This is a genomic window from Nitrosomonas sp. TNE100 (assembly GCF_055387135.1).
The window spans coordinates 1,741,467-1,756,544 of record NZ_AP040997.1 but is presented as its reverse complement, the minus strand read 5'-3'; the positions used below and the strand labels follow the sequence as shown (position 1 = coordinate 1,756,544).

Below are 15,078 nucleotides of genomic sequence, written 5' to 3'. Positions count from 1 at the left end.
TAGGAAAAGAGGAGAGATCATGAAAATAATAATAGCCTGCGGACTGGTTGCTGCAGCCCTGTTCACCCTGACAAGTGGGCAGAGTCTGGCAGCGGATGCTCCGTTTGAAGGTCGGAAAAAGTGCAGTTCCTGTCACAAACCACAAGCCCAGTCGTGGAAACATACTGCTCACGCCAAGGCGATGGAATCGCTCAAGCCCAATGTCAAAGTGGAAGCCAAACAAAAAGCCAAACTGGATCCTGCCAAGGACTACACCCAGGACAAAGACTGCGTAGGTTGTCATGTGGATGGATTTGGCCAGAAAGGCGGCTACACGATAGACTCCCCCAAACCCATGCTGACAGGCGTAGGCTGTGAATCCTGCCACGGGCCTGGACGTAAATACCGGGGAGATCACCGCAAGGCTGGGCAAGCATTTGAGAAATCGGGCAAAAAAGCGCCGCGCAAGACCCTGGCAAGCAAGGGGCAAGACTTTAATTTTGAAGAACGTTGCAGCGCCTGCCATCTGAACTATGAAGGGTCACCCTGGAAAGGAGCAAAACCTCCCTATACCCCGTATACACCGGAAGTGGATCCGAAATACACCTTCAAGTTTGACGAGATGGTAAAAGACGTCAAAGCCATGCACGAGCATTACAAACTGGATGGCGTATTTGACGGAGAGCCTAAATTCAAGTTCCATGACGAATTCCAGGCCAACGCTAAAACTGCCAAAAAAGGAAAATAGAGATGACTAGACTGCAAAAAGGATCAATTGGCACTTTACTGACAGGAGCTCTGCTGGGAATAGCATTGGTGGCTGTGGTTTTTGGTGGGGAAGCTGCGTTATCGACCGAAGAGTTTTGTACCAGCTGTCATTCCATGTCATACCCACAGAGTGAATTAAAAGAATCCACCCACTATGGTGCATTGGGGATTAATCCGACTTGTAAAGACTGCCATATTCCACAAGGGATAGAAAATTTCCACCTGGCAGTAGCAACTCACGTGGTTGATGGTGCCAGAGAACTTTGGTTGGAGATGGTCAATGACTACTCCACCCTGGAGAAGTTCAACGAAAGAAGATTGGAAATGGCACATGATGCCCGGATGAACCTCAAGAAATGGGACAGCATTACCTGCCGTACCTGTCATGTAAAACCAGCTCCTCCGGGAGAAAGCGCTCAGGCGGAACATAAGAAAATGGAAACGGAAGGAGCAACCTGCATAGACTGTCATCAGAATCTGGTGCATGAAGAAGCGCCGATGACAGATTTGAATGCAAGTCTTGCTGCAGGCAAGCTGGTATTAAAGTCGGAAGAGGGTGACGATGACGTTGATGACGAGGATGAAGAAGTCGAGGTGGAAGTTGAAGAAACTGAAACAGCTGACGACAGCGACTCCGCTTCCTCCAGCAACCATGATGACGATAGTGATGATGAGTAAATTTTGATTGGCTGGTTTACGTTAGATTAAGGTGTATAGAGCCGCAAGTCACATTCTCCCTGGAGCTGAATCAGGATCAGGATACGAGATGTGGCTTGCGGCATTGCTTTAGTTGCTTTGGTTTTCTGTTAAATAAAGATATACAGGTTTGTTGACTTGTTAATCTCTGCGGGCTCAATTTTCAGCTCCTTGGGGCTAGGCTGATTAAGATCATCGATGGGCTGAGTACCACAGTAATTAATATCTCGTTGCTTGCAGCGAGTGTTTTTTTAGGTTGATGGTAAGGAATATAATGAGTAGTAAGCTTTATATCAAAACATTTGGCTGTCAGATGAATGAATACGATTCAGCCAAAATGGCTGATATTCTTTTATCAGAAAAAAATATGGAGCTGACTGAAGTACCTGAAGAAGCTGATTTAATTCTATTTAATACTTGCTCAGTTCGTGAAAAGGCGCAGGAAAAAGTTTTTCATGATCTGGGGCGCGTGCGGCATCTTAAAAATAGCAAGCCTGATTTGTTGATTGGTGTTGGTGGATGTGTGGCCAGCCAGGAAGGTTCAGAGATAGTCAGGCGTGCTCCATTTGTAGATTTGGTATTTGGCCCGCAAACATTACACAGATTACCCGAGTTGATTGATGCTCGCAGGCGTACAGGCCAGTCACAGGTTGACATTACTTTTCCAGAAATAGAAAAATTTGATCGTTTGCCACCTGCTCGTACAACAGGAGCAACTGCTTTTGTATCAATTATGGAAGGATGCAGTAAATACTGTAGCTTTTGTGTTGTTCCTTATACCCGGGGAGAGGAGGTTTCCAGGCCATTGGATGATGTTCTGACCGAAGTGGCTGGGCTTGTGATTCAAGGGGTCAAGGAAGTTACTCTGCTCGGACAAAATGTGAATGCTTATTACGATAAGACAAGCGGAGAAGGAGATATAGATTTTGCTACGCTACTGGATTATATCCATGAAATTCCGGGCTTGGTGCGTATCCGGTATACAACTTCCCATCCGAGAGAATTTACAGCCCGATTGATTGAAACGTATCAGCGATTACCGAAGCTGGTTGGTCATGTGCACTTGCCCATACAATCCGGATCAGACAGGATTCTGGCTGCGATGAAACGAGGTTATACTATAATTGAGTATAAATCCATCATCCGTAAATTACGTACGATTCGTCCAAATATATCAATATCATCAGATTTTATTGTCGGATTTCCGGGAGAAACGGATACTGATTTTGAAGAGACGATGAAACTGATTGATGATGTGAAATTTGATGAATCTTTTAGTTTTATTTATAGCCCGCGTCCTGGAACACCTGCCTCAGATTTACCGGATGACACGCCTTATCGGATAAAGCTGGCCAGACTGCATCAGTTGCAGGAAAAAATACAGCGTAATGCACAAATGATCAGTCAGAGTATGGTTGATACTATCCAGCGTGTTTTGGTAGAGGGCCCATCAAAAAAAGATCCAAATGAATTTTGTGGAAGAACGGACAATAACCGAGTAGTCAATTTTGCTGGACACGCTGGTTTGGTGGGAAGCTTTGTTGATATCAAGATAACAGCAGTCTCATCGCATACGTTACGCGGTGAAATTTCTGATATGCAATGAACAATCTTGTTACGGCCGGTTTGTTGCTCAACTTGATTGCAATTAGAGTTTGAACGCTGCGATGACGTTTTCGGTAGAATCGAAACCTGAATCTGTTGAATTGACGTTTTCATCCACAAATAATGAACGCCTGATCAACCTTTGCGGGGTATTAGATGAAAATCTCAAGCAGATTGAATCTGCCTTTGATGTAGTCATCTCACGTAGAGGTGCTCACTTCATACTTCATGGTCCTATCAGTCAAACTAATCTTGCAGTCCGAGCATTGAAAAAATTCTATGAAGAATCGGATAATCATCTCGGTATTGAGCAGATACAGTTAGGATTAGTTGAAATCAGAAATATTGCCTCTCCGTCTACTATGAATTCAGACAGGGATGCGGAAAAGCTCGACTCGACACCTTTGCAACTCATAACTCGTCGCGGCAATATTCAAGGTCGTACTGTTCGACAGACGGATTATCTTTATCAAATCAGGGAGCACGATGTTACTTTTGGCATTGGGCCAGCGGGCACGGGGAAGACCTACCTTGCTGTTGCCTGTGCGGTAGATGCATTGGAGCGCGAGCTGGTTGGTCGAATTATTCTGGTGCGCCCAGCCGTAGAGGCAGGGGAAAGATTGGGGTTTTTGCCAGGAGATATGGTGCAGAAGGTGGACCCCTATTTACGGCCGCTTTATGACGCTTTGTATGACTTAATGGGGTTTGAGAAAGTCAATAGATATTTCGAAAAAAGCACTATTGAAATTGCGCCACTAGCTTTCATGCGTGGCCGCACTCTCAATCAATCATTCATTATTTTGGACGAGGCGCAAAACACAACTCCTGAACAGATGAAAATGTTTTTGACGCGTATCGGTTTTGGCTCCAAAGCGGTAATTACGGGAGATATAACGCAAATAGATTTGCCGAAGCATCAGAAGAGTGGTTTGGTTGAAGCTGGGCAAGTATTAAAAAGAGTAAGTGGAATAGCGTTTACACATTTTAAAACTGACGATGTAGTTCGGCATCCACTGGTTCAACGTATAGTGGATGCCTACGAAAAATATGCCTCTGATAAAGAACCCCAATAAATTTTCTGGTTGTGGGAAGACGTTTAAATTGACGGTGCAGTTTGCGGCAGATAAAACTAATATTCCGGGCAGGCAACTGTTTCGTAAATGGGTCGGGGCTGCGTTAAATAAGCCGGCTGAAATTGTTATTCGTATCGTTGGTATGCAGGAAGGTGAAGTGCTTAATCGCAAGTTTCGTGGCAAGGACTCTGCAACTAACGTATTGACGTTTGTGTATAGTGATGATGTTCCACTTCTCGGTGATATCGTGCTGTGCGCTCCTGTAATTTCCAGGGAGGCAGAACAACAAAATAAAGATCTGGTAGCACACTATGCGCATCTTATTGTCCATGGCGTTTTACATTTGCAAGGATATGATCATATCAGCGACGAAGATGCCGTTGTTATGGAATCCCTCGAAACAAAGATTATCACCAGGCTCAATTATCCTGACCCTTATGTCATTCAGCAGTGAAATGATATAAACGGACCAGACAAATCTTTTTTATTCCCGATGCTATACATTTCATGAACGAGACCTCCCCCAAAGCTGGTTGGCTTGAGCATATCAGTACATTACTTTCGCGCAAACCGGAAGATCGTGAGCAGTTGATTGCTTTACTGCACTCTGCTTATGAGCGTAACCTGCTTGATGCGGATGCACTGGCTATGATCGAAGGGGTGATGCAAGTTTCGGAAATGCAAGTTCGTGACGTTATGGTTCCTCGTTCGCAAATGGATACGATTGATATTAACGAAAAACCTGAGGAGGTTATTCCATTTGTGATTGAGACTGCCCATTCACGATTTCCTGTTACGGATGGGAGCAAAGACCAGGTTATTGGTGTTTTACTGGCAAAGGATTTATTACGCTATTACTCAAGCAGAGAAGCATTCAACATACAGGATATACTGCGCCCGGTGATATATATACCGGAATCTAAGAGGCTTAATATTCTTCTCAAGGATTTTCGCAGTAATCGTAACCATATTGCTATTGTCGTCGATGAATATGGCGGTGTGGCCGGGCTTGTTACGATTGAGGATGTGTTGGAGCAGATTGTTGGGGATATTGAGGACGAATATGATTTTGACGAGGATGACGCATACATTGTTGCAGATACAGACGGCCATTATCGTGTCAAGGCAATTGCTGAAATATCAAGTTTTAATGAAACTTTGGGCGCATCATTCAGTGATAAAGACTTTGATACGATTGGCGGTCTTGTTATTGGCAAATTTGGCAGGCTTCCTGAGAGCGGGGAATCAATTGTCATAGGAGATTTCAGTTTTACCGTTATGAGAGCGGATAGCCGTCGTTTGCATCTGTTAAAAGTGGAACGTATTAAACCCGAGTTGACTGATATTGCAGATTCATAAGACTAATTCAGCTTTTATAGTAAATATGGCTGAGTTTATGTCAAATGATTATTTTGGATCGGGTTAAAGAAGAAATACCCTCAATTATATAATAACTTCAAAAATTTATTGAAAGTCAAAAGTAAAACCGGAACAGAAGGTTACGAATTGATAAATAGAGTTGATTTGCATTTTTCTTATCTCGGCAGCCAAGAAAAATGAGTGATCGTGAAATCGATCAACAGCTGGTAGAACGGGTACAGCAGGGCGATAAACGTGCTTTTGATCTGCTGGTTATTAAATATCAGGGACGGCTCGCGCGCTTGTTATCTCGATTTATTCGAGATCCGGCTGAAGTGGAAGATATTGCCCAGGAAACCTTTATTAAGGCCTATCGGGCATTAGCTTCGTTTCGCGGTGATAGTGCCTTTTATACCTGGTTGTATCGAATTGGAGTTAATACAGCCAAGAATTTTCTGGTAGCACAAGGCCGTAAACAGCCCGTAACCATTACTGGATTTGATGCTGAAGATGCGGAAAATTTCGAAGGAGCTGATCAGCTTCGGGAGGTGAATACGCCTGAAAGTGAACTTATGGGAAAACAGGTTGCCCAAACTGTAAATCAGGCACTAGAAGCTTTACCCGAAGAATTACGAACTGCGATAACTCTCAGGGAAATTGAAGGATTAAGCTATGAAGAGATTGCCGATATTATGAATTGTCCAATTGGTACAGTGCGGTCCAGAATATTCAGGGCGCGTGAGGCGGTGGCTGACAAACTGCGTCCTTTGTTAGGCACTGACAAGAGTAAAAGATGGTAATAAGAGGTGAAATGTGAGAAAGAAAGTATCTGAATTAATGGATGGTGAGCTTGAGGATACGGATGCAGTTACGATCATTAATGTTGTAAAAAGTGACAGTAGTCTGTTTTCTGACTGGGAGGTTTATCATATAATCAGGGATTCATTACACCAATCCGTTATTAGTATAAATCTTTCAGAAAAGATCAGAAATAAACTAATTGATGAACCGCTGTTATTGGTGCCTTATTCACACAAAACTCACCAGAATCGTAAACAAAAACTACTGGGATTTTCCGTTGCTGCTTCGATTACAGTGTTGTCAGCCGGATGGTTGATATTTCAATCTATAGAGCAGCATGAAACAGCACTTAAAGAAGTTTATGTGACTGAGAAAATAAATGACAAGGCTACGCCTGTCAACGAGCAGCGCTCGTTGGTTACTTTTCAGCCCGCTCCCTCGTATTCATTTCCTTCTGTTTCTACAAACAGTAATTATCCTCTGATCTACAGGGGAGTAACATACGAGAGTGCTGCCCGTTATCCGTCTGTCGGGGTATCTCCAGCTGTTGGACCAATCCGGACAGAGCCTCTCGCGCCTGCCGAGTAACGTGAATCATGAGTTCATGAAGTATATTGTTGTAATAATGCAGGTGCCGTGTTCTGTCATTGTTATAAACAGAAAGAGCTTGTGAGGAATTGATATGACGATATTTTGGCTACGGTAATGTGGACTTACTTCTGTAAGCGCCAATAATTCTTAATTATGATTATATATTTATCATCATGATCTCTCAAAGTAACCTCTACCCAAACTCAGGATTAATATTGATCGTGGCTACGATTAAAAATACATGGCAGAAGATAGCATTTATAATTTTCCTATGTTGGTCCGTATTTATGCTGCCTGTTTCATTGCAGGCAAAAGATTTGCCGGACTTTACTGATCTGGTAGAAAAGCACGGACAGGCGGTTGTCAATATCAGTACAGTTCAGACTCAGCAAGTAGGGGTTGGTCAGTTTTTACCAGAAATTCCTAATATTCCGGAAGATTCTCCTTTCTATGAATTTTTTCGCAGGCATATCCAACCTTTCTCAGGCCCGAGAAAATATGAATCTCGTTCACTTGGTTCAGGCTTTATTATCAGTAAAGATGGGTATATCCTGACCAATGCACATGTGGTTGAGGCGGCCAATGAAATTACCGTCCGATTGACTGATAAGCGTGAATTCAGCGCAAAAGTAATTGGAGCTGATCAAAAAACAGATATTGCATTGCTTAAAATAGATGCAAATGATCTGCCGGTAGTGACCCAAGGTAGCCCTGAGCAGCTCAAGGTTGGAGAATGGGTAGTTGCCATTGGCGCTCCCTTTGGCTTCGAGAACACGGTTACAGCGGGAATCGTGAGTGCAAAAGGACGTTCGCTCGCCCAGGAAAACTATGTTCCTTTTATACAAACTGATGTGGCGATTAATCCAGGTAATTCAGGTGGACCGCTGTTTAATATGAAGGGTGAGGTTGTGGGTATCAACTCCCAGATTTACAGTAGAACGGGTGGATTTATGGGTCTTTCTTTTGCCATTCCGATTGATGTCGCGATGGATATTGCCGATCAACTCAAGACCTATGGCAAGATCTCACGCGGAAAGATTGGTGTCATGATACAGGAAATGACAGACGAGTTGGCCGAGTCTTTCAGTCTGGACAAGTCACGCGGTGCACTAGTGGTTTCAGTAGAAAAAGGCGGGCCAGCTGACAAAGCTGGCATAAAGATAAGAGACGTTATTCTGAAATTTGATGGTAAAGATATCGAGGCTTCAAGTGATTTGCCACGCATTGTTGGGAACACGAAACCTGGCTCCAAGGTGCCTGTTGAAATATGGCGTAGTGGTTCGGTCAAAAAAATGACTATTTCAGTAGGAGAAATGCCTGCGGATGGCAATATTGTTAATCAAAAACAAAGCAAATCAGGAGATGCAACCAGTCGGCTTGGTCTTGTTCTAAGGGAGCTTTCTGCTAACCAGAAAAATCAGCTTGGTATAGAGAATGGCTTGCTGGTTGATGAAGTTTATGACGGAATAGCCAGTAGCTCGGGTATCCGTCCCGGAGATATTATCTTGGGATTTAATAATCAAGATATAAAATCTATCAGACAGTTCAATAAGTTGCTGAATGATGCTCCCAAAGGTCGGAATATTGCGCTACTAATAAGAAGAGGGGAAGTTGCGACTTTCATTACCATAAAAATAGATGAATAATCGGACAGAGCTCAGAAAATTAATTGTATATGGGAGAGAAGGCTGTCATCTCTGTGAGGATATGATTGCTTCCCTCGGTGATCTGCAAAAGGAATTTCGATTTGAGTTTGTAGTGATCAATATTGATAAAGATGAGAATTTGACCCGATTATATAATAAGCGTGTTCCAGTTCTGTTTGCTGTAAAAGAAAAAAAAGAGCTATGTCACTATTTTCTTGATTTAGAGGCGTTTAACGCTTACCTTGCCAATTCTAACTTTTTGCTGATTTGATTTGCTCGAGCAGATTAAATTATCTTCTCTACAAAAGATCCGTTCTCATATCTTCTTGTTATTGTTCCAGCATAGAGATAATGCGGGAGCTGAGTAAATTACTACTCATCTGATTTATTTAGCGAGTTCTCGCGTTGTCTTCATGATTGTCAAGTATGCGGAAGCGCTTTATCTGTTCTGGCTGCTCCGGGAAATCTATCTTCCTTCTGCTGATTTGTATACAATCGCTTCTTTTATCCATGGCTTCCGTCAATTCTCCTGCCAATCGGTGATTTTTTTTGATACAGCACATTCGTAATTTTTCTATTATTGCACATATTGATCATGGCAAATCCACGCTTGCTGATCGCATTATTCAGTTTTGTGGAGGTCTTTCTGATCGGGAAATGGAAGCTCAGGTACTCGATTCGATGGATCTGGAACGCGAACGCGGCATTACGATAAAGGCACAGACTGCTGCCTTGTATTACCAGGCCAAGGATGGTGTAAATTATTTGTTGAATTTGATTGATACGCCAGGACACGTTGATTTTTCCTACGAAGTATCCCGTTCACTATCTGCTTGTGAAGGTGCTCTGCTGGTTGTCGATGCTTCTCAAGGTGTCGAAGCGCAGACTGTTGCAAACTGCTATACCGCAATTGAACAAGGCGTCGAAGTTATTCCAGTGCTAAACAAGATCGACTTACCTGCTGCTGATCCTGATAGAGTGATTGCTGAAATAGAAGACATTATCGGAATTGAAGCCAGGAGTGCTCTACACATTAGTGCTAAAACTGGTGAAGGGATAAATGAAGTCCTGGAAATGATTGTGGCCCGGATTCCACCTCCGGAAGGGGAGATCGATGCGCCGCTCAGGGCGCTAATAATAGATTCCTGGTTTGACAGTTATGTGGGCGTTGTGATGCTGGTTCGAGTAATGGATGGCATATTGAAACCAGGCAGCAAGCTCCTGCTGATGTCCAATAAGGCAAGTTATTTGTGTGAGGAAGTGGGTGTTTTTCAGCCGAAGGCGGTTAACCGTGAATCTCTGGGTGCCGGAGAGGTTGGTTTCATAATTTCTGGAATTAAAGATTTAAAGTCTGCCAAAGTGGGAGATACGGTAACGCTGGTTGATCATCCTGCCAGTGAACCTCTGGATGGATTCAAGGAAATAAAACCACAGGTTTTTGCTGGACTGTATCCGGTCGAATCCAATCAATATGACGCATTGCGTGCAGCATTGGAGAAGCTGCGGTTGAACGATGCTTCTTTACACTTTGAGCCGGAAACTTCTCAGGCACTGGGTTTCGGCTTTCGTTGCGGATTTCTCGGTTTATTACATCTGGATATTGTTCAGGAACGACTGGAGCGGGAATATGATATGGATCTTATTACCACTGCGCCGACAGTGGTTTATCAGGTTATCCTGCATGATGGCAAGATTGTGGAGATCGAAAATCCTTCCAGACTACCAGAACTGTCCAGCATAGAAGAAATCAGGGAGCCTGTTATTACTGCAACTATCCTGGTTCCCGAGGAATATGTTGGCGCGGTGATAACATTGTGTACCGGTAAACGCGGAGTTCAGGAAAATATGCAATATATGGGCAGGCAGGTCATGCTTGTTTATGAGCTGCCTTTAAATGAGGTTGTAATGGATTTCTTTGATAAATTGAAATCTGTGAGCCGTGGTTATGCTTCGCTTGATTACGAATTTAAGGAATTCAGAGTGGCTGATTTGGTTAAGCTCGACATACTGATCAATAATGAGCGGGTAGATGCCTTGTCCTTGATTGTACACCGTGCCAGCAGTCAACAACGTGGACGGGAGCTGGCACAAAAAATGCGTGAACTTATTCCGCGACAAATGTTTGATATTGCGGTACAGGCAGCAATAGGTGCCCATATTGTGGCGCGTGAAAATGTTAAGGCATTACGTAAAAATGTACTGGCGAAGTGCTACGGTGGGGATATTACGCGAAAACGCAAGCTGCTGGAAAAGCAGAAAGCGGGGAAAAAGCGTATGAAACGGGTCGGTAATGTCGAAATTCCACAAGCAGCGTTTCTTGCTATCCTTCAGGTGGATGGTAAGTAAACAATACCGATAAATGACGTGTTTGATATGTTGATCAGTATATCTTTAGATCAGATAAGTACCGGGATACTATGAATTTTCCTTTGGTGTTGCTTGCATTATTGGTGGTTACAGGTGGAATTTGGCTGCTTGATTATTTAATACTGCGACACCAGCGTACTCCTGATAATGTCGAACCATGGTGGATTGAGTATCCTAAAAGTTTTTTTCCCATTATTTTGGTTGTATTTTGTTTGAGATCGTTTCTGGTAGAGCCTTTTAAAATACCTTCCGGTTCCATGATACCAACCTTACTGGTGGGGGATTTTATATTGGTCAACAAGTACACCTACGGGATCAGATTGCCCGTAGCAAACCTGAAAATTATCAATATGAATGAGCCCAAACGAGGCGAAGTCATGGTATTCCGCTTTCCAGAAGATCCATCTATTGACTACATCAAGCGGGTGATTGGTATACCTGGGGATACGGTCACTTACCGAAACAAACATCTAAGTATCAATGATGTTCCCATTCAATTGGAACCAGCTGGCGACTACAAGTATATTGAATCCGGGTTAGCATATATTTATACACAGCGGTTTAAGGAGAGCATGGATGGTAACGAGTATAATGTCTTGATTAATCAGGAGATGCCCGATATACAGCTATCCGCTGTCCACCATTTTCCCAACCGGGAAAATTGTACTTTTGACCAAACAGGCTTCTCATGCAAAATCCCAGAAGGTAATTATTTTACTTTAGGTGATAATCGCGATGGCAGCAGTGATAGCCGCTATTGGGGCTTTGTGCCGGAAGATCATATTGTTGGTAAAGCTTTCCTGATCTGGTGGAATTTTAATGATCTGAGCAGAATAGGTACGCTAATCAAGTAATGATTTGAATCTTTAGTATGCCGCAGGAGAAATTTATGTATTCATCATTATATTCCTCGACAAACAGAGGGCAGCAAGGGATAAGTCTGCCCGGGCTACTGACATGGTCAGTGGCAATTGTACTGGCGGCCATTCTGGGGATGAGATTGATCCCCTCTTTCATTGAGTTCGCTGCTGTCAAGCGAGCACTAGTGACAATTGCCAGTGATTCCAAACTGCGGGATGCGAGTGTTCGTGAAATACGTATGGCTTTTGATAAACGTGCTGCTGTAGATGATATAAAATCCGTAAGCGGGAGTGATATTGTCATCAGAAAGCAGGACGAGCAACTAATCTTGAACATTAGTTACGCAGTTAAAAAGCCTTTATTTGCAAACCTTTCGCTACTGATCGATTTCGATGCAGCCAGTGATCAATGACCAGATCCAAATTTACTTCGCAAGGCATAAAGAGTAAACATGCAAAAAAATTGAAAAAGCAGGATTACACTGTTTTTTCCCAAAAACTGGGTTATACCTTCAAACAACCTGATTTGCTTCAGGAGGCGCTGACCCATCGCAGCCTTGGTTTTCCGAATAATGAACGTCTTGAGTTTCTAGGGGATAGTGTGCTGAACTGTGCGGTATCAACGCTGCTGTTCAAACGTTTCCTGCTATTGCCGGAAGGAGATCTGACAAGATTACGTGCAAATTTCGTCAACCAAGACGCCTTGCATCAACTTGCATCTGCTCTGGGTATTGGCGAATTGATTTTACTTGGTGACGGCGAGCGCAAGAGTGGCGGGCATCAGCGCCCATCTATTCTGGCAAATGCAATGGAAGCCATTATTGGGGCAATCTACCTTGAAAGTGGGTTTGAAAAAGTTGATCAGGTGATTGTGACACTCTATGATCCTTTGTTAAATCAGTTGGATCCTGATCTTTTTGGTAAAGATCCCAAGACTCTGTTACAAGAATATCTGCAAAGTCGGAAAGTAGACTTGCCTGAGTACAGTACGCTTTTGACACGTGGCGATGCACATGCACAGGTTTTTCATGTGGAATGCGTCATTCCTGAATTTGCTATTCGCACAAGTGGCGAAGGAACCAGTCGTCGTCGAGCCGAACAGGAAGCTGCACGCCGAGCTTATAAACTTGCCGTAGTAAGACATTAAGCAACCTCGTATCCATCGTAACGCTATACAATTCCTTTGATCAACCTGAGTTCTCTTTATCTAGGCAGAACTTTACTATGAGCGCATCTGGTTACAAAGTAGGCTACATATCTATTGTGGGGCGACCCAATGTTGGTAAATCAACCTTGTTGAATCATCTGATTAAACAAAAGATCAGCATTACTTCCAGAAAAGCGCAAACCACCCGTCATCGGATTCACGGGATATTGACGGATGTACAATCACAATTTATTTTTGTAGATACGCCCGGTTTCCAGATGCGCCATCGCAGCCAGCTCAATCAGGTAATGAACCGGGTTGTTCTGCAAAGTATGCAGGATGTGGATGTCATCTTGTTCGTGCTTGAGGCTGGACGGTTTGGCCGGGAAGATGAGCAGGTTCTTGAGCAATTGCCCAGGAATCTTCCTGTAATTCTGGTGATAAACAAAATTGATTTGTTACCGGATAAACTGCAATTGCTCCCGTTCATGCAAAAAATGGCTGATTTATTCGATTTTGCAGATATTGTCCCGGTAAGTGCATTGCAAAACAGACAATTATCAGATCTGACTGAAGTTATTCGTCACTATTTACCTGAAAATTCTCCGGTGTTTACGGAAGACGAAATTACAGATCGCAGTGAACGATTTCTGGCAGCAGAATTACTGCGCGAAAAAGTTTTTCGGCAAATTGGTGAGGAGGTACCCTACTCGGTTAGTGTGATCATCGAGCAGTTCGCAGTGGAAGGCAATTTGCGACGTATCCATGCCTGTATTCTGGTGGAGAGAGAAAATCAGAAAGCTATCATTATAGGTAAGCAGGGGAAAAAACTGAAGGATATGGCTACACAGGCACGTAAGGATATGGAGGTGCTGTTTGATGGCAAAGTCTATCTGGAGATATGGGTCAAGGTAAAATCCGGCTGGGCAGATGACGCTGTTGCACTGAAGAGTATGGGGTATGAATAGGAATAAAAATTGTCGTTGCAGACTATCTGGCACATACCCCAACCGGGTTTGTAGATCAGCTGATTTGTAAAAGATTAAAAGAAGCAATTTAAAACGACTGGGAGAACTGAATAATCATGATAGCTCTGGGTGTCAATATTGATCATGTCGCAACGCTACGGCAGGCACGAGGTACGGATTATCCCAGTCCGATCAAGGCAGCTCTGGTTGCCGAGGAATCTGGAGCAGATGCGATTACGCTACATTTGCGTGAAGATCGGCGTCATATTCAGGAAGAGGATGTGATAATTCTGCGAGAACGACTTAAAACCCGAATGAACCTGGAAAGCGCTGTAACAGAAGAGATGATCTCTTTTGCCTGCAGAATCAAACCACATGATATCTGCCTGGTGCCGGAGCGTCGTGAAGAGTTGACCACTGAAGGGGGACTGGATGTGATCCGGCACTTCGATCAGGTAAGTGCCGCGTGCAAGCGCCTCACAGAAGCTGGAATTCGTGTTTCTCTGTTTGTTGATGCACGAGCTGATCAGATTGATGCAGCAATCAGGGTGGGCGCGCCAGTGATTGAGCTACATACCGGCCATTATGCAGATGCTGCAACATCTGAGGCACAACAGGCTGAGCTGGAAACAATCCGCAGTATGGCGGCCTATGCATTTAGCCGGGGATTACAGGTGAATGCTGGACACAGCTTGCATTACCAGAACACCACGCCAATTGCATTTATCCCGGAGATAACCGAATTGAATATCGGCCATGCTATTGTCGCCCGGGCACTGTTTATTGGTTTTGCTCAAGCTGTACGGGAAATGAAAACGTTAATGCAAGAGGCGCGTGCATGATATACGGGATTGGTACCGATCTGGTTGATCCTGCCCGTATTGCGGGGTCGCTGGAGCGTTACGGAGAAAGATTTGCCAGACGCGTGCTGGCAGATTCTGAGTGGTCAGAATATGTGAGGCAGACTCGGCCGGAAGTGTTTCTGGCAAAGCGTTTTGCAGCCAAGGAGGCTTTTTCCAAGGCTGTGGGTACAGGTTTGCGCGCCCCTGTTATGTTCGGGAATATTGCCGTTCAACATGATACGCAGGGGAAACCTTATTTTGAATTTCATCAGGAGCTGATCGATTGGATAGGGCAGCGCGGTATTGTTAGTCATCATCTTTCCATTAGTGATGAATTGACACTGGCAAGTGCCTTTGTGGTGCTGGAAAAATAAAT

Annotated in this window: 17 protein-coding genes; all 17 read left to right on the top strand. The window is 43.8% G+C overall.

The features are described from left to right. Positions 1 to 19: 19 nt before the first annotated feature. The 17 genes from cycA to acpS all read left to right on the top strand — a co-directional run bounded on the left by cycA (position 20) and on the right by acpS (position 15,076). On the top strand, positions 20 to 727 hold the full coding sequence (cycA, locus tag ACZ5EJ_RS08290) for a cytochrome c-550 CycA (RefSeq protein WP_011634831.1): 708 nt from the start codon (positions 20 to 22) through the stop codon (positions 725 to 727). Between the two features lie 2 nt (positions 728 to 729). After that, positions 730 to 1,425 carry a NapC/NirT family cytochrome c gene (locus tag ACZ5EJ_RS08285; protein WP_074456240.1) on the top strand — a complete coding sequence of 232 codons (696 nt, stop codon included), beginning with the start codon at positions 730 to 732 and terminating at the stop codon, positions 1,423 to 1,425. A gap of 292 nt (positions 1,426 to 1,717) precedes the next feature. Further along, positions 1,718 to 3,049 (top strand): tRNA (N6-isopentenyl adenosine(37)-C2)-methylthiotransferase MiaB, encoded by a 1,332-nt coding sequence (miaB, locus tag ACZ5EJ_RS08280; protein ID WP_011634829.1) that lies wholly within the window; start codon positions 1,718 to 1,720, stop codon positions 3,047 to 3,049. Positions 3,050 to 3,110: 61 nt separating this feature from the next. Continuing rightward, entirely contained in the window at positions 3,111 to 4,121 is a 1,011-nt protein-coding gene (locus ACZ5EJ_RS08275) for a PhoH family protein (protein WP_074456255.1), read from the top strand. Continuing rightward, positions 4,081 to 4,575 (top strand): rRNA maturation RNase YbeY, encoded by a 495-nt coding sequence (gene ybeY / locus ACZ5EJ_RS08270; protein ID WP_240142178.1) that lies wholly within the window; start codon positions 4,081 to 4,083, stop codon positions 4,573 to 4,575. Before ACZ5EJ_RS08275 ends, ybeY begins: the two co-directional genes overlap by 41 nt. A 53-nt stretch (positions 4,576 to 4,628) precedes the next feature. Then, complete coding sequence (locus ACZ5EJ_RS08265; protein WP_011634826.1) at positions 4,629 to 5,480, top strand: HlyC/CorC family transporter; 852 nt, start codon at positions 4,629 to 4,631, stop codon at positions 5,478 to 5,480. Positions 5,481 to 5,677: 197 nt separating this feature from the next. Beyond that, a complete protein-coding gene (rpoE, locus tag ACZ5EJ_RS08260) occupies positions 5,678 to 6,280 on the top strand; it encodes an RNA polymerase sigma factor RpoE (RefSeq protein ID WP_011634825.1) in 603 nt (200 codons plus the stop codon). Between the two features lie 13 nt (positions 6,281 to 6,293). Then, the gene (locus ACZ5EJ_RS08255) at positions 6,294 to 6,869 is read left to right on the top strand and encodes a sigma-E factor negative regulatory protein (RefSeq protein ID WP_074456241.1); all 576 of its coding nucleotides are present in this window, start codon (positions 6,294 to 6,296) and stop codon (positions 6,867 to 6,869) included. 290 nt (positions 6,870 to 7,159) lie between these two features. Continuing rightward, entirely contained in the window at positions 7,160 to 8,518 is a 1,359-nt protein-coding gene (locus tag ACZ5EJ_RS08250; RefSeq protein WP_074456256.1) for a DegQ family serine endoprotease, read from the top strand. Continuing rightward, entirely contained in the window at positions 8,511 to 8,789 is a 279-nt protein-coding gene (locus tag ACZ5EJ_RS08245) for a glutaredoxin family protein (RefSeq protein ID WP_074456242.1), read from the top strand. The genes ACZ5EJ_RS08250 and ACZ5EJ_RS08245 overlap by 8 nt, the downstream gene beginning before the upstream one ends. A 278-nt stretch (positions 8,790 to 9,067) precedes the next feature. Next, a complete protein-coding gene (lepA, locus tag ACZ5EJ_RS08240) occupies positions 9,068 to 10,864 on the top strand; it encodes a translation elongation factor 4 (RefSeq protein ID WP_176752605.1) in 1,797 nt (598 codons plus the stop codon). A gap of 71 nt (positions 10,865 to 10,935) precedes the next feature. Beyond that, positions 10,936 to 11,739: a signal peptidase I gene (lepB, locus tag ACZ5EJ_RS08235; protein WP_074456243.1), complete on the top strand. Its 804-nt coding sequence runs from the start codon at positions 10,936 to 10,938 to the stop codon at positions 11,737 to 11,739. 35 nt (positions 11,740 to 11,774) lie between these two features. Beyond that, the gene (locus ACZ5EJ_RS08230) at positions 11,775 to 12,158 is read left to right on the top strand and encodes a DUF4845 domain-containing protein (RefSeq protein WP_011634819.1); all 384 of its coding nucleotides are present in this window, start codon (positions 11,775 to 11,777) and stop codon (positions 12,156 to 12,158) included. Next, positions 12,155 to 12,892, top strand: coding sequence for a ribonuclease III (gene rnc, locus ACZ5EJ_RS08225; RefSeq protein ID WP_074456244.1), 738 nt, complete (start codon positions 12,155 to 12,157; stop codon positions 12,890 to 12,892). Before ACZ5EJ_RS08230 ends, rnc begins: the two co-directional genes overlap by 4 nt. 77 nt (positions 12,893 to 12,969) lie before the next feature. Further along, positions 12,970 to 13,860: a GTPase Era gene (era, locus tag ACZ5EJ_RS08220; protein ID WP_074456245.1), complete on the top strand. Its 891-nt coding sequence runs from the start codon at positions 12,970 to 12,972 to the stop codon at positions 13,858 to 13,860. A 116-nt stretch (positions 13,861 to 13,976) separates the two neighbouring features. Continuing rightward, positions 13,977 to 14,702 carry a pyridoxine 5'-phosphate synthase gene (gene pdxJ, locus ACZ5EJ_RS08215; protein ID WP_011634816.1) on the top strand — a complete coding sequence of 242 codons (726 nt, stop codon included), beginning with the start codon at positions 13,977 to 13,979 and terminating at the stop codon, positions 14,700 to 14,702. Further along, positions 14,699 to 15,076 carry a holo-ACP synthase gene (gene acpS / locus ACZ5EJ_RS08210; RefSeq protein WP_074456246.1) on the top strand — a complete coding sequence of 126 codons (378 nt, stop codon included), beginning with the start codon at positions 14,699 to 14,701 and terminating at the stop codon, positions 15,074 to 15,076. The genes pdxJ and acpS overlap by 4 nt, the downstream gene beginning before the upstream one ends. Positions 15,077 to 15,078 lie beyond the last annotated feature (2 nt).